General features: G+C 67.4%; 29 protein-coding genes. 1 reads left to right on the forward strand and 28 read right to left on the reverse strand.

All coding sequences use genetic code 11. The features are described from left to right. Positions 1 to 9: 9 nt before the first annotated feature. Positions 10 to 1,527 (forward strand): flotillin family protein, encoded by a 1,518-nt coding sequence (locus H4N58_RS16415; RefSeq protein WP_208322435.1) that lies wholly within the window; start codon positions 10 to 12, stop codon positions 1,525 to 1,527. 11 nt (positions 1,528 to 1,538) lie between these two features. Here H4N58_RS16415 and H4N58_RS16420 read toward each other — a convergent pair whose 3' ends face one another. From H4N58_RS16420 to rplV, 28 genes are all read right to left on the reverse strand, one after another. After that, on the reverse strand, positions 1,539 to 2,063 hold the full coding sequence (locus tag H4N58_RS16420) for a 2'-5' RNA ligase family protein (RefSeq protein ID WP_167005619.1): 525 nt from the start codon (positions 2,061 to 2,063) through the stop codon (positions 1,539 to 1,541). 24 nt (positions 2,064 to 2,087) lie between these two features. Next, on the reverse strand, positions 2,088 to 3,140 hold the full coding sequence (locus H4N58_RS16425) for an LLM class flavin-dependent oxidoreductase (protein WP_167005622.1): 1,053 nt from the start codon (positions 3,138 to 3,140) through the stop codon (positions 2,088 to 2,090). Between the two features lie 43 nt (positions 3,141 to 3,183). Then, positions 3,184 to 3,450, reverse strand: a complete 267-nt coding sequence (locus H4N58_RS16430) for a GlsB/YeaQ/YmgE family stress response membrane protein (protein ID WP_167005624.1) — start codon at positions 3,448 to 3,450, stop codon at positions 3,184 to 3,186. Between the two features lie 140 nt (positions 3,451 to 3,590). Then, positions 3,591 to 4,148 carry a 50S ribosomal protein L17 gene (gene rplQ, locus H4N58_RS16435; RefSeq protein WP_167005627.1) on the reverse strand — a complete coding sequence of 186 codons (558 nt, stop codon included), beginning with the start codon at positions 4,146 to 4,148 and terminating at the stop codon, positions 3,591 to 3,593. A gap of 46 nt (positions 4,149 to 4,194) precedes the next feature. Next, on the reverse strand, positions 4,195 to 5,208 hold the full coding sequence (locus H4N58_RS16440; protein WP_167005630.1) for a DNA-directed RNA polymerase subunit alpha: 1,014 nt from the start codon (positions 5,206 to 5,208) through the stop codon (positions 4,195 to 4,197). A 100-nt stretch (positions 5,209 to 5,308) separates the two neighbouring features. Beyond that, the gene (gene rpsD, locus H4N58_RS16445; RefSeq protein ID WP_167005633.1) at positions 5,309 to 5,917 is read right to left on the reverse strand and encodes a 30S ribosomal protein S4; all 609 of its coding nucleotides are present in this window, start codon (positions 5,915 to 5,917) and stop codon (positions 5,309 to 5,311) included. Positions 5,918 to 5,944: 27 nt separating this feature from the next. Further along, complete coding sequence (gene rpsK, locus H4N58_RS16450; RefSeq protein WP_167005636.1) at positions 5,945 to 6,343, reverse strand: 30S ribosomal protein S11; 399 nt, start codon at positions 6,341 to 6,343, stop codon at positions 5,945 to 5,947. Further along, on the reverse strand, positions 6,343 to 6,720 hold the full coding sequence (gene rpsM / locus H4N58_RS16455) for a 30S ribosomal protein S13 (RefSeq protein WP_167005639.1): 378 nt from the start codon (positions 6,718 to 6,720) through the stop codon (positions 6,343 to 6,345). Before rpsM ends, rpsK begins: the two co-directional genes overlap by 1 nt. A 138-nt stretch (positions 6,721 to 6,858) precedes the next feature. Beyond that, complete coding sequence (gene rpmJ / locus H4N58_RS16460) at positions 6,859 to 6,972, reverse strand: 50S ribosomal protein L36 (protein ID WP_167005642.1); 114 nt, start codon at positions 6,970 to 6,972, stop codon at positions 6,859 to 6,861. A 28-nt stretch (positions 6,973 to 7,000) separates the two neighbouring features. Beyond that, the gene (gene infA, locus H4N58_RS16465; protein WP_167005645.1) at positions 7,001 to 7,222 is read right to left on the reverse strand and encodes a translation initiation factor IF-1; all 222 of its coding nucleotides are present in this window, start codon (positions 7,220 to 7,222) and stop codon (positions 7,001 to 7,003) included. A gap of 122 nt (positions 7,223 to 7,344) precedes the next feature. Beyond that, a complete protein-coding gene (gene map / locus H4N58_RS16470) occupies positions 7,345 to 8,181 on the reverse strand; it encodes a type I methionyl aminopeptidase (protein WP_167251634.1) in 837 nt (278 codons plus the stop codon). 57 nt (positions 8,182 to 8,238) lie between these two features. Continuing rightward, positions 8,239 to 8,808: an adenylate kinase gene (locus H4N58_RS16475; RefSeq protein ID WP_255490667.1), complete on the reverse strand. Its 570-nt coding sequence runs from the start codon at positions 8,806 to 8,808 to the stop codon at positions 8,239 to 8,241. Further along, on the reverse strand, positions 8,805 to 10,112 hold the full coding sequence (gene secY, locus H4N58_RS16480) for a preprotein translocase subunit SecY (protein WP_167005651.1): 1,308 nt from the start codon (positions 10,110 to 10,112) through the stop codon (positions 8,805 to 8,807). The genes H4N58_RS16475 and secY overlap by 4 nt, the downstream gene beginning before the upstream one ends. A 133-nt stretch (positions 10,113 to 10,245) precedes the next feature. Further along, complete coding sequence (gene rplO, locus H4N58_RS16485; protein WP_167251632.1) at positions 10,246 to 10,686, reverse strand: 50S ribosomal protein L15; 441 nt, start codon at positions 10,684 to 10,686, stop codon at positions 10,246 to 10,248. 14 nt (positions 10,687 to 10,700) lie between these two features. Beyond that, positions 10,701 to 10,883, reverse strand: coding sequence for a 50S ribosomal protein L30 (gene rpmD / locus H4N58_RS16490; RefSeq protein WP_167005657.1), 183 nt, complete (start codon positions 10,881 to 10,883; stop codon positions 10,701 to 10,703). Further along, complete coding sequence (gene rpsE, locus H4N58_RS16495) at positions 10,883 to 11,485, reverse strand: 30S ribosomal protein S5 (protein WP_167005660.1); 603 nt, start codon at positions 11,483 to 11,485, stop codon at positions 10,883 to 10,885. The genes rpmD and rpsE overlap by 1 nt, the downstream gene beginning before the upstream one ends. A gap of 26 nt (positions 11,486 to 11,511) precedes the next feature. Beyond that, a complete protein-coding gene (rplR, locus tag H4N58_RS16500; protein ID WP_167005663.1) occupies positions 11,512 to 11,895 on the reverse strand; it encodes a 50S ribosomal protein L18 in 384 nt (127 codons plus the stop codon). Further along, positions 11,895 to 12,437, reverse strand: a complete 543-nt coding sequence (rplF, locus tag H4N58_RS16505; protein WP_167005666.1) for a 50S ribosomal protein L6 — start codon at positions 12,435 to 12,437, stop codon at positions 11,895 to 11,897. Before rplF ends, rplR begins: the two co-directional genes overlap by 1 nt. Before the next feature lie 16 nt (positions 12,438 to 12,453). Beyond that, complete coding sequence (rpsH, locus tag H4N58_RS16510; RefSeq protein ID WP_167005669.1) at positions 12,454 to 12,861, reverse strand: 30S ribosomal protein S8; 408 nt, start codon at positions 12,859 to 12,861, stop codon at positions 12,454 to 12,456. Positions 12,862 to 12,936: 75 nt separating this feature from the next. Further along, positions 12,937 to 13,122, reverse strand: a complete 186-nt coding sequence (locus H4N58_RS16515) for a type Z 30S ribosomal protein S14 (protein ID WP_139087798.1) — start codon at positions 13,120 to 13,122, stop codon at positions 12,937 to 12,939. Between the two features lie 2 nt (positions 13,123 to 13,124). Further along, positions 13,125 to 13,694: a 50S ribosomal protein L5 gene (rplE, locus tag H4N58_RS16520; protein ID WP_167005672.1), complete on the reverse strand. Its 570-nt coding sequence runs from the start codon at positions 13,692 to 13,694 to the stop codon at positions 13,125 to 13,127. Continuing rightward, positions 13,694 to 14,062: a 50S ribosomal protein L24 gene (rplX, locus tag H4N58_RS16525; RefSeq protein WP_208322436.1), complete on the reverse strand. Its 369-nt coding sequence runs from the start codon at positions 14,060 to 14,062 to the stop codon at positions 13,694 to 13,696. Before rplX ends, rplE begins: the two co-directional genes overlap by 1 nt. Further along, a complete protein-coding gene (gene rplN / locus H4N58_RS16530; protein ID WP_139087795.1) occupies positions 14,062 to 14,430 on the reverse strand; it encodes a 50S ribosomal protein L14 in 369 nt (122 codons plus the stop codon). Before rplN ends, rplX begins: the two co-directional genes overlap by 1 nt. 63 nt (positions 14,431 to 14,493) lie before the next feature. Then, complete coding sequence (gene rpsQ, locus H4N58_RS16535; protein WP_167005675.1) at positions 14,494 to 14,769, reverse strand: 30S ribosomal protein S17; 276 nt, start codon at positions 14,767 to 14,769, stop codon at positions 14,494 to 14,496. Beyond that, positions 14,766 to 14,990, reverse strand: a complete 225-nt coding sequence (gene rpmC, locus H4N58_RS16540) for a 50S ribosomal protein L29 (protein WP_139087793.1) — start codon at positions 14,988 to 14,990, stop codon at positions 14,766 to 14,768. Before rpmC ends, rpsQ begins: the two co-directional genes overlap by 4 nt. Next, entirely contained in the window at positions 14,990 to 15,409 is a 420-nt protein-coding gene (gene rplP / locus H4N58_RS16545; protein WP_167005679.1) for a 50S ribosomal protein L16, read from the reverse strand. Before rplP ends, rpmC begins: the two co-directional genes overlap by 1 nt. A gap of 3 nt (positions 15,410 to 15,412) precedes the next feature. Further along, a complete protein-coding gene (gene rpsC, locus H4N58_RS16550; protein ID WP_167005682.1) occupies positions 15,413 to 16,249 on the reverse strand; it encodes a 30S ribosomal protein S3 in 837 nt (278 codons plus the stop codon). After that, on the reverse strand, positions 16,249 to 16,695 hold the full coding sequence (gene rplV, locus H4N58_RS16555; protein ID WP_167005685.1) for a 50S ribosomal protein L22: 447 nt from the start codon (positions 16,693 to 16,695) through the stop codon (positions 16,249 to 16,251). Before rplV ends, rpsC begins: the two co-directional genes overlap by 1 nt. Positions 16,696 to 16,706: the final 11 nt, after the last annotated feature.

Consider the following 16,706-nt stretch of genomic DNA (forward strand, 5'->3'; position numbering starts at 1 on the left):
GCCCCCGCCGTGTCCTCCTCCGTGCTCGTCCCCGTGGCCGGTTTCGTCGTCCTCCTGGTGCTCCTCCTGCTGCTGGTCACCAGTCGCTACAAGGTCGCCGGCCCCAACCAGGCCTTCATCGTGACCGGGCGCAAGGGCAAGGCCGTCCTCAACCCCGAGACGGGCGCACTGACGACCGACCTCTCGGGCCAGAAGGTGATCCTCGGCGGCGGCACGTTCGTCATCCCCTTCGTCCAGAAGCTCGCGACGATGGACCTGTCGAGCCGTCGCATCTCCGTGCAGATCCGCGGCGCAGTCTCCGGGCAGGGCATCAAGCTCAACGTGGAGGGCGTGGCGATCGTCAAGGTCGGGGGCAATGCCGACCAGATCCGGCTCGCCGCCCAGCGGTTCCTCTCCCAGCAGGGCGACATCGAGCCGTTCACGCAGGAGGTGCTGGCAGGTGCGCTGCGCTCGATCGTCGGCGGGCTGACCGTCGAGCAGATCATCCGTGATCGTGCCGCGTTCGCCCAGCGCGTCGCCGACGAGTCCGAGAACTCCCTGACGGGCCAGGGTCTGATCCTCGATACGTTCCAGATCCAGGACGTCACCGATGACGGCAGCTACCTGTCGGACCTCGGGCGCCCCGAGGCGGCCCGCATCCGCCAGACCGCCGCGATCGCCGAGGCCGCAGCGCGTCAGGCCGCCGAGCAGGCGAGCCTGAAGGCGGAGGAGGAGATCGCCATCGCCCAGCGCACGCTCGCCCTCAAGCAGGCCGAGATCAAGTCCGAGACGGATGCCGCGGCGGCCAACGCGGCCTCGGCCGGACCGCTCGCCCAGGCCGATCGCGACCAGGCGGTCCTCGCCGAGCAGGAGAAGGTCGCCGTCCGTCAGGCGGCCCTGACCGAGCGCCAGCTCGAGACCCAGGTGCGCAAGCCTGCCGACGCCGAGCGCTACAAGGTCGAGCAGGAGGCGGAGGCGCGGCGTACGTCCGAGATCGCCGCGGCTGAGGGCCGTAAGGCGTCCACCATCGCTGCCGCCGAGGCCAACGCCGAGGAGGCCCGCCTGTCCGGCGAGGCCGAGAAGTCACGCCGTGCGGCGCTCGCCGAGGCCGAGGCCATCGAGGGTGCGCGGCGAGGCGAGGCCGAGAAGGCTCGCCGTGTGGCCGAGGCCGAGGCGACCCGTGCAGAGGGCGAGGCACAGGCAGCGGCGACCCTCGCGATCGGCCATGCCGAGGCCGAGGCGATGGACAAGCGCGCCGCTGCGTTCGCCGGCTACAACGACGCGGCCGTGCTGCAGATGGTCATCGAGGTCCTCCCCCAGATCGCCAAGGAGGTCGCCGCGCCGATCGCGGCGATCGACCAGCTCACGATCCTGTCGACCGACGGTGCGGGCGCGTTGCCGAAGCAGGTCAACGACAACGTCGTCCAGACCCTGCAGATGCTCAAGACGTCCACAGGTCTCGACCTTGGGGCGCTCCTGCACCGCTCGGTCGACAAGGCCGCCAACGGCGTGGGCGTCACGACCGGCAAGAACGGCGACACCGCCTGAGCACACGCGCGTCACGGGATGCGGGGGAGCACGACGGTCTCCCCCGTCCCGCTGTCGACGAGCGCGGCACGGTTCACCACGAGAGGCATCGGGAGCACGTCAGCGACCGCCGCGACGACCACCGGGAGGAGCGCGCCCGGGGCCCGCGTCGCGAGGGAGACGTGCGGGACCCAGGCCCCCTCGGCATAGTTGCGGTGCAGGTCGGCGCCCGTCGCCCGTACGGCCGCCACGACGGACTCCTGGCGCCGCGCCAGCTCGGCAGTCAGTGACGGCGCCAGCGCGGCACGCCCGCGCGGGAACGCGAGCGTGCCCTGGCACGTCAAGGTGAACGGACCACCATCGGGAAGCCTGTCCACCGCCTGGTGCACGGCTTCCAGATCCCACTCCCGCAGCACCGCGTACGAGAGGTGGGGGTGGTGCCGGCCGTGCGTGTGGGTCGCGAGGGTGTGCACGCCACGCGACTCCAGGCGCGCCCACAGCTCGCGGATCCTACGCTCGGTCCGCGCATCGAACAGGACGCAGACGGCGAGGGCCATGGTCCTAGCGTGACCTGTCCTGGGTCAGTCGACGAGCGCAGCGACCAGGAGCTCGAGCGTTCTTTCGCGGGCGACGGACCGCCGCGGGTCGCCACCGTGCCACGCGGACGCAACCGGGTGCACCATCACCTCGTCCACGTCGAACTGCGCGGCCAGAGCACGGATCCGCTCGGCGGCCTGCGTCGGATCACCGACGACGTTGCGCACCAGTCCGTCCTCGACCATCGCGCGCTGAGGTTCGCTCAGCTCCTGCTTCTCGGCGGCCTCCACGAGGTCCAACGCCGCCAACGGAGCGCCCGTCCTCAGCCGCGCCATCGACTGCAGGTTGGGGATCGCGAGCGCGGCTGCCTCCTCGTACGTCTCGGCGACGACCACGTTAACGGTGAGGAACGTCGTCGGCTCGGGCGTGTGCACGCTCGGTTGGAACTCGCGCCGATAGATCTCCAGCGCCTCAGCCGTCCCCTGGCCCGAGAAGTGGTGCGCGAACACGTACGGCAGCCCCTTGGCGGCGGCGAGGTGCGCGGAGTAGGTCGAAGAGCCGAGCAGCCACTGACGCGGCGTCGACGTCGCGCTCGGCGTCGCGCGGAGCCGGTAGTCCTCGCCGCGGATCGGAACCCGGACGCCCACGGTCGAGTCCATCAGGGCCATCACGTCGTCGAGGTACTGCGGGAACTGCTGGACGTCCGTGTCGTCGCGGCCCGCGGCACCGCGAAGCGCCCACGAGGTCACCGGATCGGAGCCGGGCGCGCGACCGAGCCCGAGATCGATTCGGCCCGGGTACGCCGCCTCGAGCAGCGCGAACTGCTCGGCGACCGCGAGCGGCGCGTGGTTCGGGAGCATCACTCCCCCCGATCCGAGGCGGATGCGCGCGGTCTGCGCCGCGAGGATCGCGATCAGGACGGGCGGGGACGTCGCCGCGACCGCCGGCATGTTGTGGTGCTCGGCGACCCAGTAGCGCGTGAACCCGAGCCGGTCGGCCACGCCCGCGAGCGCGGTCGTCGCGGCGAGCGCGTCAGAGGTCGTCTGGTCGGTACGGACGGGGACGAGGTCGAGGACCGAGAGCTTGGGAGACGCCATACCTCATGACAACGCCACGAGGTGCCCGTGGGATTCCTTCGGGCTAGTGGCTCGTCTGCGCGCGGCCGCGCCACCACTGCCACGCGAACGTGACGATCAGGGCACCGATGACCGAGCCGACGATCCCGCTGGGACGGAGTTCGAGCCCGTCGCCGGCGAGAAGGCTGACGAGCAGCCCCCCGACGAAGGACCCGACGATCCCGGAGACGAAGGCGACGGTCCAGTCGATGCCGGACATTCCGCGTCCGAGGATGAGCTGGGCAAGAGCGCCGGCCAGCATGCCGAAGAGGATGATCGCGATGATGAGCACGACCGCAGCCTAGGGGCACGCGGGCCGTGCTGCAGGCCTCGTTGCACGTCGATCTCGGCTCTCCCGCCGGTCACGAGACGAGGGCCGGCACCCGCCCCGTACGGGACTGGTGCCGGCCCTCGTGGGGAACCGGTGAGGGGTCAGGCCTTGTCGGCGTCACCCTCGGCCTTGTCGGCGGTCGCCTCGTCGGCAGCAGGTGCCTCGTCGGCGGTCGCCTCGACCTCGGCCTCGTCGGCAGCGGCGATCTGGTCCTTGACCTCGTCGGCGCTCTCGGGGGCCTCGACCGGGGCGGCCTCAGCCTTCGCGGCCTTCTTCGGCGTCTTCGTCGTGACGGAGAAGTCCTTCTCCTCGACGAGCTCGATCACGGCCATGGGGGCGTTGTCGCCCTTGCGCGGCCCGATCTTGGTGATGCGCGTGTAGCCACCGGGGCGCGTCGTGTACTTCGGCGCGATCTCGGTGAACAGCTCGTGCAGGATGCCCTTGTCACGGATCACCTTGACGACCTGGCGCCGGTTGGCGACCGTGTCGACCTTGGCGCGGGTGATCAGCGACTCGGCGTACGGGCGAAGGCGCTTGGCCTTGGCCTCGGTGGTGGTGATGCGGCCGTGCTCGAACAGGCTCTGTGCGAGGTTGGCGAGGATGAGGCGCTGGTGCGCCGGGCTCCCGCCGAACCGCGGACCCTTTGTGGGCGTGGGCATTGCTTTGTCTCCTGGGAAGTAGTGCGGAGAGCAACTGAGCGCAGGCTCAGTACTGCTCGTCCTCCGCGAAGCTCTCGTCGTCGTCGCCGAAGTTGTCGACGACTGCGCTCGGGTCGAAACCGGCCGGGCTGTCCTTCAGGCCCAGACCCATCTCGGCGAGCTTGGCCTTCACCTCGTCGATCGACTTCGAGCCGAAGTTGCGGATATCCAGCAGGTCCTGCTCGCTGCGTGAGATGAGCTCACCCACCGTGTGGATGCCCTCACGCTTGAGGCAGTTGTACGACCGGACCGTCAGGTGGAGATCCTCCACCGGCAGGGCGAGGTCGGCGGCGAGCGCCTCGTCGACCGGCGACGGGCCGATGTCGATGCCCTCGGCCTCGACGTTCAGCTCACGCGCGAGACCGAACAGCTCGACCAGCGTCTTGCCGGCCGACGCCATGGCGTCGCGCGGCAGGATCGAACGCTTGGTCTCGACGTCGATGATGAGCTTGTCGAAGTCGGTGCGCTGCTCGACACGAGTGGCCTCGACCTTGTACGTGACCTTGAGGACCGGGCTGTAGATCGAGTCGATCGGCATGCGCCCGATCTCCTCGTCGCCGGTCTTGTTCTGGATCGCCGACACGTAGCCGCGTCCGCGCTCGACCACCAGCTCGACCTCGATCTTGCCCTTGTCGTTCAGGGTCGCGATCTTGAGGTCAGGGTTGTGCACCTCGACACCGGCCGGGGGCGCGATGTCGGCTGCGGTGACGTCGCCGGGGCCCTGCTTGCGCAGGTACATGACGACGGGCTCGTCGTGCTCCGAGCTGACCACGAGGTTCTTGAGGTTCAGGATGATCTCGGTGACGTCCTCGGTCACGCCGGGGATCGTCGAGAACTCGTGGAGCACGCCGTCGATCTTGATCGAGGTGACAGAAGCACCCGGGATCGACGACAGGAGCGTACGGCGCAGGGAGTTGCCGAGGGTGTAGCCGAAGCCCGGCTCGAGAGGCTCGATGACGAACCGCGAGCGGAACTCGTCGACGACGTCCTCGGACAGTGTCGGCCGCTGTGCAATGAGCATGTTCTGGGTTCCTTTCCGCGTCGCCCGCTATATGACGGACACGGTGAATGAGGCTGGTGGTGGCCTGCCCGAGCACGGGCTCGGGCAGGCCGGCGAGGCATCAGATCTTGGAGTAGTACTCCACGATCAGCTGCTCGGTGATCGGGACGACGATCTGCTCGCGCACCGGCGGCTGGTGGACGAGGACGCGCCCCTTCTCCGGCACGGCGGTGAGCCATGCGGGGACGGAGTCGGCGTTGAACGTCTCACGGGCCACGATGAACGGCGTCGTCTCGAGCGACTTCGGCCGCACGTCGATGATGTCGTACTGGCTGACCTGGTACGACGGGATGTCGACCTTGTGGCCGTTGACCAGGAAGTGGCCGTGGACCACGAGCTGGCGAGCGTGACGACGCGTGCGGGCGAAGCCGGCACGGTAGATCACGTTGTCGAGACGGCACTCGAGGATCTGGAGCAGGTTGTCACCGGTCTTGCCGGGACGACGGTGCGCCTCCTCGTAGTACTTGCGGAACTGCCGCTCGAGGACGCCGTAGGTGTAGCGCGCCTTCTGCTTCTCCTGCAGCTGCGTGCGGTACTCGCTCTCCTTCACCCGGCCGCGGCCGTGCTGGCCGGGCGGGTAGGGGCGACGCTCGAACGCGGCGTCACCGCCGACGAGGTCGACGCCCAGGCGGCGAGACTTCTTGGTCAGGGGTCCGGTATAACGGGCCATCTGTGTTCTCCTCTCCGATCCGGGCTATCAGACGCGGCGGCGCTTGGGAGGCCGCACGCCGTTGTGGGGGCTGGGGGTGACGTCCTGGATGGTGCCGACCTCGAGGCCGACCGCACCCAGGGAACGGATCGCCGTCTCGCGACCCGAGCCCGGGCCCTTCACGAAGACGTCGATCTTCTTCATCCCGTGCTCCATCGCCCGGCGCCCGGCGGCCTCAGCGGCCATCTGCGCGGCGTACGGAGTGGACTTGCGCGAACCCTTGAAGCCGACAGTGCCGGCAGAGGCCCACGAGATCACCGCACCGGACGGGTCGGTGATCGTGACGATCGTGTTGTTGAACGTGCTCTTGATGTGGGCCTGGCCCGCGGCGACGTTCTTCTTCTCCTTGCGGCGCACCTTCTTGGCGCCTGTGCCCTTCGGAGGCATTACTTACCCTTCTTCTTGCTGCCGGCAACGGTGCGCTTCGGGCCCTTGCGGGTGCGCGCGTTCGTCTTGGTCCGCTGACCGCGCACGGGGAGCCCGGCGCGGTGGCGGCGGCCCTGGTAGCTGCCGATCTCGATCTTGCGACGGATGTCGGCGGCCACTTCACGACGAAGGTCGCCCTCGACCTGGAACTGGCCGTCGATCGCGTCACGGAGCGCGACCAGCTGGTCCTCGCTCAGCTCGTGCACGCGCAGGTCGGGGCTGATGCCGGTCTGCTCGAGCAGCTGCTCGCTGCGGGTACGGCCGATGCCGTAGATGTAGGTGAGACCAATGACCACGCGCTTGTCGCGCGGCAGGTCGACACCGATGAGGCGTGCCATCAGGCGATGTCCTTCCACTGCGAAGGTGTGTGGCGTGACGCATCCCGGCTGCCTCAGCCGGGCCCTGGCCTTCGTTCCAGGGGAAGCACCTCGTCAGTCTCGACGCGGTGAGCGATCACGTTGCTGGGTGCGGGCTGGTCAGCCCTGCCGCTGCTTGTGGCGCGGGTTCTCACAGATCACCATGACTCGGCCATGGCGACGGATGACCTTGCACTTCTCGCAGATCGGCTTGACGCTCGGTTGAACCTTCATCGAGCTCTCTTATCTCGTACGGTCAGGGTCACTTGTACCGGTAGACGATCCGACCTCGGGTGAGGTCGTACGGGGACAGCTCCACCACCACACGGTCCTCAGGGAGGATCCGGATGTAATGCTGGCGCATCTTGCCGCTGATGTGCGCAAGAACCTTGTGGCCGTTGGTCAGCTCCACTCGGAACATCGCGTTCGGCAGGGCTTCGATAACCGAGCCCTCGAGCTCGATGACGCCTTCCTTCTTGGCCATGTCCTCCGCAATCTGTCGTACGTCTCTCGGACCGGCCGAAGGCATGCAGACATGCACACTCCGGCCGACTGTCCATAGTACGGTGCGCGGCAACCAAGGGACAAATCCGGCGGTCGGGCGTCTCAGTCCTCGGCAGGCCCGCCATACGGAACACCAAGCTCGGCGAGCCGCGCACGGCCCCCGTCGAGCGCGGTGAGCACCCACGCGCCGGCGTCTGTGAGCGTGAAGGTGTGCTCGAAGTGCGCCGACCAGCCCCCGTCGTCGGTGACGACCGTCCAGTCGTCCTCGAGCGTCGTCGTCTCGATCGTGCCCTCGGTGATCATCGGCTCGACCGCGAGGACAAGGCCCTTCACGAGCTTGGGACCGTGACCCGGTGCGCCGAAGTTGGGGACGTTGGGTGGCATGTGCATGGCGGAGCCGATCCCGTGGCCGACGTAGTCCTCGACGATCCCGTAGGACTCACCGCCCGGGTGCGACCGCACGTACGACTCGACGCCGTGACCGATGTCGCTGACCCTGCCGCCGAGGTGTGCGGCCGCGATGCCGCGCCACAGCGATTCCTCGCACACGCGGACCAGCTCGCGGCGACTCTCGCTGATCTCCCCCACCGCGACCGTGATCGCCGCGTCGGAGTGCCACCCGTCAAGCACGCAGCCGCAGTCGATCGACACGAGGTCACCCTCCGCGATCACCCGCTCGCCCGGGATGCCGTGCACGACCTCGTCGTTGACGGAGGTGCAGATGGTCGCAGGGAATCCGTGGTAGCCCTTGAAGTTGGGCACGGCGCCGCGGCTGCGGATGTGCTCCTCTGCGATGGCGTCGAGGTCGGCGGTCGTCATGCCGGCGCGCACCGACTCTCTGAGGAGCTCGAGCGTCTCGCCGACGATCACACCGGCCCGCCGCATCACGGCAACCTGATCGGGCTTCTTGATCTCGAGCCCGCTGCCGAAGATCCCCATCAGAGGACGCGCCCCATCAACGTACGCACCCCATCGAACAACACGCCCATCGGCGCGTCAGCACGCCTGAGGCAGGGCGTCGAGGATCCGACCCTGGATGTCGTCGACCTCGCCGATCCCATCGACCTTCACGAGCAGCCCGCGGTCGGCGTAGACCGCGAGCAGGGGCGTGGTCCGCTCGTAGACCTCCTGGCGGTGACGGATGACCTCTTCGGTGTCGTCGGTACGCCCTGAGGTCTCGGCACGCTTCAGCAGCCGCGCGATGAGCTCCTCACGGTCCACCACCAGCTCCACGACGGCATCGAGCTGCTCGCCGAGGTCGTCGAGGATCCCGTCGAAGGTGTCCACCTGGTCGACCGTGCGCGGATAGCCGTCGAGCAGGAACCCTCGACGGGCGTCCTCCTGGCTCAGACGGTCGCGAACCATCGCGTTGGTGATCTCGTCCGGGACGTACTCACCCTTGTCCATGTAGCTCTTCGCCAGCACACCGAGCTCGGTCCCCTGCGAGACGTTGGCACGGAAGATGTCTCCGGTGGAGATGTGCGGGATGCCGAGCTTCTCGGCGAGCAGAGTCGCCTGGGTGCCCTTGCCAGCACCCGGGGGACCCATGAACAGGAGTCGCGTCACTTGAGGAACCCTTCGTAGTTGCGCTGCTGCAGCTGGCTCTCAATCTGCTTCACCGTGTCGAGGCCGACGCCCACGATGATGAGGAGCGTCGTACCGCCGAACGGGAAGTTCTGATTGGCGTCGACCAGCATGAAGGCCAGCAGCGGGATGAGCGCCACCAGACCGAGGTACAGCGAACCGGGGAAGGTGATGCGCGAGAGCACGTACCCGAGGTACTGCTCCGTCGGACGCCCCGCGCGGATGCCGGGGATGAAGCCGCCGTACTTCTTCATGTTGTCGGCGACCTCCTTCGGGTTGAACGTGATCGACACGTAGAAGTACGTGAAGAAGACGATCAGCAGGAAGAAGGTGAGCATGTAGACAGGGTGGTCGCCCTGGACGAAGTTCTCGTTGATCCAGTTGGCCCAGCCCTTGCCCTGGTTGAACTGCGCGGCGAGCGCAGGCAGGTAGAGGAGGCTGGAGGCGAAGATGACCGGGATGACGCCGGCCTGGTTGACCTTCAACGGGATGTAGGTCGAGGAGCCGCCGAACATCTTGCGGCCCACCATGCGGCGGGCGTACTGCACCGGGATACGGCGCTGCGCCTGCTCGATGAAGATGACGGCCGCGACGACCGCGAGGCCGACGCCGACGACGATGGCGAAGACGCCCCAGCCCTTCTGCTCCTTGATGAGCCACATGGTGCCGGGGAACGTGGCAACGATCTGCGTGAAGATCAGCAGCGACATGCCGTTGCCGACGCCGCGGTCGGTGATGAGCTCGCCGAACCACATGATCATCGCGGTGCCGGCCACCATCGTCAGGACGATGAGCAGGAAGAGGGCGACGGAGTCGGTGTCGTGCAGGAGGTCACGCTGGCACTGGTTGCCGAAGAGGGCACCCGAGCGTGCCATCGCCACGATGCCGGCGCCCTGGAGGACGGCGAGGCCGAGCGTCAGGTAGCGGGTGTACTGCGTGATCTTCGTCTGACCCGCCTGGCCCTCCTTCTTGAGGGCCTCCAGGCGTGGGATCACGACGGTGAGCAGCTGGAGGATGATGCTCGCGGTGATGTACGGCATGATGCCGAGCGCGAAGATCGTCAGCTGGAGCAGTGCACCGCCGGAGAAGACGTTGAGAAGGTTGAACAGACTGTTCGCGTTCTCACCGGATGTCGCGGCGTTGAGGCAGAACTGGACGTTCTCCACGTTGACGCCGGGGGCCGGAAGCATGGAGCCCATCCGGAACAGCACGAGGATGAACAAGACGAACAAGATCTTCTTACGTAGATCAGGCGTCTTGAACGCGTTGGCGAAGGCGCTGAGCACCGGGTCCTCCTATGGACAGCGGCGACGGTGTCCCGTGCGTGTGTGCGGTATGGGGTGAAGCGAAACATGGCGACTCTAACAGCCACCTGGGAAGCAGCTGTCAGAGACCGCCATGTCTCATGTCGAAGAGAGGTCAGAGCTCGGTGGTCGAGCCGCCGGCCGCTTCGATTTTGCTCTTGGCAGAGGCCGAGAACTTGTTCGCGGTCACCTGGACCGCGACCGAGATCTCGCCGTTCCCCAGCACCTTGACGGGCTGGCCCTTGCGGACCGCACCCTTCGCGACCAGTGCGGCCACGTCGACGGTGCCACCTTCAGGGAAGAGCTCGCCGAGGCGGGTCAGGTTCACGACCTGGTACTCCACCTTGAACGGGCTCTTGAAGCCGCCGAGCTTCGGGAGGCGCATGTGGATCGGGACCTGGCCGCCCTCGAAGCCGACCGGCACCTGGTAGCGGGCACTCGTGCCCTTGGTGCCGCGGCCCGCGGTCTTGCCCTTGCTTCCCTCACCACGACCCACACGGGTCTTGGCGGTCTTCGCACCCGGTGCGGGGCGGAGGTGATGCAGCTTGAGCGTCATGTCAGTTCCTCCCCTCAGTCCACAGTCTTGACGTCGACGAGATGAGGAACCGTCGCGATCATCCCGCGGATCTCGGGACGGTCCTCCTTGACGACGACGTCGCCGATGCGCTTGAGACCGAGCGTGCGCAGGGTCTCTCGCTGGTTCTGCTTGCGCCCGATGGCCGAGCGCACCTGGGTCACCTGCAGCTTGGCCATCACGCACCCGCCTGAGCCGGAGCCTGCGTAGGCTCCTTGCTGGACTTGAGCAGCGCAGCCGGCGTGACGTGCTCGACCGGCAGGCCGCGGCGGTCTGCCACGTCCTGGGGCGACTCGAGCTCCCGCAGCGCCTGGATGGTTGCGTGCACGATGTTGATCGCGTTGGACGAGCCGAGCGACTTGCTCAGCACGTCGTGGATGCCGGCGGCCTCGAGCACGGCGCGAACCGGGCCACCCGCGATCACACCGGTACCAGGTGCGGCCGGGCGCAGCATGACCACGCCGGCGGCCTTCTCACCCTGCACCGGGTGCGGGATGGTGCCCTGGATGCGCGGCACGCGGAAGAAGGACTTCTTCGCCTCCTCGACACCCTTTTGGATGGCGGTCGGCACCTCCTTGGCCTTGCCGTAACCGACGCCGACCATGCCGTCGCCGTCACCGACGACGACCAGGGCCGTGAAGCTGAACCGACGTCCGCCCTTGACGACCTTGGCCACGCGGTTGATGCCGACGACCTTCTCGATGTATGCGGTCTTGTCCGCCGAGTCGCGACCGCGACCCCGACGGTCCCCGCCGCCACTGCGGCGCTGGGCTCCGCTCATTCGACTGTCCTCTTCTCTCGTCTGGCCTAGAAGGCCAGGCCGCCCTCGCGGGCGCCCTCGGCCAGGGCGGCAACGCGCCCCTGGTACTTGTTCCCTGCGCGGTCGAACACGACGGACTCGACCCCGGCGACCTTCGCGCGATCGGCGATCAGCTCACCGACGCGACGGGCCTTGGCGGTCTTGTCACCGTCGAGCGTGCGCAGATCGACCTCCATCGACGATGCCGATGCAAGCGTACGACCCTCGAGGTCGTTGACGACCTGAGCGACGATGTGACGGCTCGACCGCGTGATCACCAGGCGGGGACGTTCCTGCGTCCCGGAGACCCGCTTGCGGCCACGGACCTGGCGGCGACGACGCCCCGCGATACGCGCAGCCTCGTGCTTGCGGTGCTTGAGAGCGATAGCCATTACTTACCAGCCTTCCCGGCCTTGCGGCGAACCTGCTCGCCGGCGTAACGCACGCCCTTGCCCTTGTACGGCTCGGGCTTGCGCAGCTTGCGGATGTTGGCCGCAACCTCGCCGACCTGCTGCTTGTCGATGCCCGCCACGGTGAGCTTTGTCGGCGACTCGACCGTGAAGGTCACGCCCTCCGGAGCCTCGAACGGCACCGGGTGGCTGAAGCCGAGGCTGAGCTCGATCGCGGCCGGGCCCTTCGCCAGGACGCGGTAGCCGACGCCCACCAGCTCGAGCTTCTTCTCGTAGCCCTGCGTCACACCGATCACCATGTTGTTGATCAGCGTGCGCGTCAGGCCGTGGAGCGAGCGGTTCTGACGCTCGTCGTTCGGACGCTCGACCGAGATCGCGCCGTCCTCACCCTTGTTAGCGGTGATCGGTGCGGCCACGGTGTGCGACAACGAGCCCTTGGGACCCTTGACCGTGACGACCTGGCCGTCGATCGCGATGTCGACACCGGAAGGAACCGTCACCGGCTGCTTGCCAATACGTGACATGTGTTTTCTCCTCCCGTCACCAGACGTACGCGAGGACTTCGCCGCCCACGCGCTTGTACTTGGCCTGCTTGTCGGTGAGGAGGCCCTGGCTCGTGGAGATAATCGCCACGCCCAGGCCTCCGAGCACCTTCGGCAGGTTGTTCGACTTCGCGTACACGCGCAGGCCCGGCTTGCTGATGCGGCGGATGCCGGCGATCGCACGCTCGCGGTGCTGGCCGTACTTGAGGGTGACGGTGAGCGTCTTGCCCACCTCGCCCTCGGCCGGCTCTGCCACGGTGTAGCCCGTGATGTAGCCCTCTTGCTTCAGGATGTCCGCGACGCCGGCCTTGAGCTTGCTGTAGGGCATGCTCACCTCGTCGTGGAACGCCTGGTTGCCGTTGCGGACACGCGTCAGCATGTCCGCGATCGGATCAGTCATCGTCATGAGTGTGTTTCCACTTTCCTGCCACGGTTTCCGTACCTACGGTCCGGACCTGCGGCGTTCAGGGTCGAGTCGGGATTACCAGGAGCTCTTCGTGACGCCCGGGAGCTCACCGCGGTGAGCCATGGTCCGCAGGCAGATCCGGCACAGGCCGAACTTGCGGTAGACGGACTTCGGACGGCCACAGCGCTGGCAGCGGGTATAGGCGCGCACGGCGTACTTCGGCTTGCGCGCAGCCTTCACCTTGAGCGAGGTCTTCGCCATTGTCAGTTCTCCTTGAAGGGGAAGCCGAGCTTGGTGAGGAGCGCGCGCCCCTCCTCGTCGTTGGTCGCCGTGGTGACGATGGTGATGTCCATGCCACGCGTACGGTCGATCTTGTCCTGATCGATCTCGTGGAACATGACCTGCTCCGTGAGACCGAACGTGTAGTTGCCGCGCCCGTCGAACTGCTTCGGCGAGAGCCCGCGGAAGTCGCGGATACGCGGGAGGGCGATCGTCAGCAGACGGTCGAGGAACTCCCACATACGGTCGCCGCGCAGCGTCACGTGCGCACCGATCGGCATGCCCTCGCGCAGCTTGAACTGCGCGATCGACTTGCGCGCCCGGGTGACCTGAGGCTTCTGACCGGTGATCGCGGCCAGATCGCGGATCGCGCCCTCGATGAGCTTCGAGTCGCGAGCTGCCTCGCCGACGCCCATGTTGACGACGATCTTGGTCATGCCCGGGACCTGCATGACGTTCTCGAACGAGAACTCCTCACGCAGCGCCGGGAGGATCTCCTCGCGGTAACGCGTCTTGACGCGCGGCATGACCTTCTCTGCGGTCTCGGCGGTCATCAGATCTCCTCTCCGGTGCGCTTGGCGACGCGCACGCTGCGCTGCGCCGTGTAGGTCGAGCCGTCGGCACGCTTCTTGGTGACGTCGTCACGACGGAAGCCGACGCGGGTGGGGACCTTCTCGCCGTCGACCTCCACCAGGAGCGCCACGTTCGAGACGTGGATCGGAGCCTCCTTGGTGATGATCGAGCTGGTCGTGCCCGGCTGCAGCGCCTTCTGGTGGCGCTTGATCCGGTTCACGCCCTCGACGATGACGCGCTCGGTCTCGGGGTTCACCGCGATGACCTTGCCCTCGACGCCGCGGTCCTTGCCGGACAGCACGCGGACGTGGTCACCCTTCTTGATGTTCAGGCTCTTCTTAACAGTCATCACAGCACCTCCGGGGCGAGCGAGATGATGCGCATGAACCGCTTGTCGCGCAGCTCACGGCCCACGGGGCCGAAGATGCGCGTGCCACGGGGCTCACCATCATTCTTCAAGATGACTGCGGCGTTCTCGTCGAACCGGATGTAGGAGCCGTCCGGACGACGGCGCTCCTTCGCGGTGCGGACGACGACGGCCTTGACGACGTCGCCCTTCTTGACGTTCCCGCCCGGGATCGCGTCCTTGACGGTGGCGACGATGGTGTCGCCGATCCCTGCGTATCGACGACCGGAACCGCCGAGCACGCGGATGCAGAGGATCTCCTTTGCACCGGTGTTGTCGGCGACCTTGAGTCGCGACTCCTGCTGGATCATCGGTTCTCTCCTGTTGTCTCGCCGGTTCTCACGGGGTCTCCGTGAGCCTGACGGAACGAGTGGTTACTTGGCCTTCTCGAGGATCTCGACGAGGCGCCAGCGCTTGGTCGAGGACAGCGGACGGGTCTCCGCAATCAGCACGCGATCTCCGATGCCGGCCTCGTTGGCCTCGTCGTGCGCCTTGAGCTTGCTCGTACGGCGCAAAACCTTGCCGTACAGAGCGTGCTTGACGCGGTCCTCGACGCTCACGACGACGGTCTTGTCCATCTTGTCGCTGACGACGAGGCCCTCGCGCACCTTGCGGCGGTTACGCTCGCCGGTGGTGTTGTTGGTGCTCATGCCTCTTCACTTTCGATGATGCCGAGCTCGCGCTCACGGACGACGGTGTAGATGCGCGCGATATCCTTGCGCACCGTACGCAGCCGCGCGTTGTTCTCGAGCTGGCCGGTCGCGGCCTGGAAGCGAAGGTTGAACAGCTCTTCCTTGGCCTCACGCAGCTTGTCGGCCAAGTCCTCCGCGCTCAGCGAGCGGAGGTCGGCGGCGGTGGTGACGTTCGCCATCAGAGTTCACCTGCCTCGCGGGTCACGATCTTGCACTTCATCGGGAGCTTGTGGATCGCACGCCGCAGCGCCTCACGCGCCACCGGCTCCGAGACGCCCGAAAGCTCGAACATCACTCGGCCGGGCTTCACGTTGGCGATCCACCACTCCGGCGAACCCTTGCCGGAGCCCATGCGGGTCTCGGCAGGCTTCTTGGTCAGCGGACGGTCGGGGTAGATGTTGATCCACACCTTGCCGCCACGCTTGATGTGACGGGTCATCGCGATACGCGCGGACTCGATCTGGCGGTTGGTCACATAGTGACCCTCGACCGCCTGGATGCCGAAGTCACCGAACGCCAGCGACGTACCGCCCTTGGCGGCACCACGACGCTTGGGGTGGTGCTGCTTGCGGTGCTTGACCCTACGCGGGATCAGCATGGTTCAGCTCTCCGTTCCGTTCGCTGCGTCCGCCGGGGCGGCAGCAGCCTCACTGCTGGCGGGAGCCGGCTCAGCGGCCTGCTCCTGCTGACGTGCGGGACGCTCTCCGCGCTGCCCGTCACGCGCCGGACGGCGAGCGCCGCCACGGCTCGGACGCTGACGCCCACCGGGGGCGGCGGCGCGGGCGGCGGCCTGAGCCTCGCGCTCGGCACGGGTGCCGGCGACCTCGCCCTTGTAGATCCAGACCTTCACACCGATGCGGCCGAAGGTTGTCCTGGCCTCGTAGAAGCCGTAGTCGACGTCGGCGCGCAGCGTGTGCAGCGGCACACGACCCTCGCGGTAGAACTCCGAGCGCGACATCTCCGCACCGCCGAGACGGCCGGAGCACTGGATGCGAACACCCTTGGCGCCCGCGCGCATCGTCGTCTGCAGTGCCTTGCGCATCGCGCGGCGGAACTGCACGCGGCCGGCGAGCTGCTCGGCGACGCCCTGGGCCACCAGCTGCGCATCGAGCTCGGGGTTCTTGACCTCGAGGATGTTGAGCTGGATCTGCTTGCCCGTCAGCTTCTCGAGATCGCCACGGATGCGGTCGGCCTCGGCGCCACGGCGACCGATGACGATGCCCGGACGCGCGGTGTGGATGTCCACACGGACGCGGTCGCGGGTGCGCTCGATCTCGACGCGGCTGATGCCGGCGCGATCCATGCCCTTGGTGAGCAGGCGACGGATCTTGATGTCCTCACCGACATAGCTCTTGTAGAGCTTGTCGGCGTACCAGCGGCTCTTGTGATCGGTGGAGATCCCGAGACGGAAGCCGTGCGGGTTGATCTTCTGTCCCACTAGCGGTTCCCACCCTTCTTGTTGGCCTTACGTGTACGACTCTGCGCCACCGCGTCACGCGGCTGCACGACGACGGTGATGTGGCTGGTGCGCTTGAGGATGCGGTTGGCCGCACCACGCGCACGCGGACGCCAGCGCTTCATCGTCGGGCCCTCGTCGACACGTGCGGCCGAGATGATCAGCGTCGAACGGTCGAGACCTTCAGTGGTCTCGGCGTTGGCGACGGCGCTCGCCACCAGCTTGTAGACGTTGGTCGCTGCGGCCTGCGGCGCGAACTGCAGCAGTGCCAGCGCCTCATCCACGTCGAGGCCGCGGACCAGGTCGACGACCCGGCGTGCCTTCTGCGGCGTGACGCGGACGAAGCGTGCGACCGCGAAAGTACCGGGCTCGTCGCCGAGCAGGCTCTCGCGTCGGGCGCTGAGGCCCTTACGCTCCAATGTGCTCATCTGAACTCTTC

The sequence above is a fragment of the Mumia sp. ZJ1417 genome, from assembly GCF_014127285.1.
Classification (GTDB): Bacteria; Actinomycetota; Actinomycetes; order Propionibacteriales; family Nocardioidaceae; genus Mumia.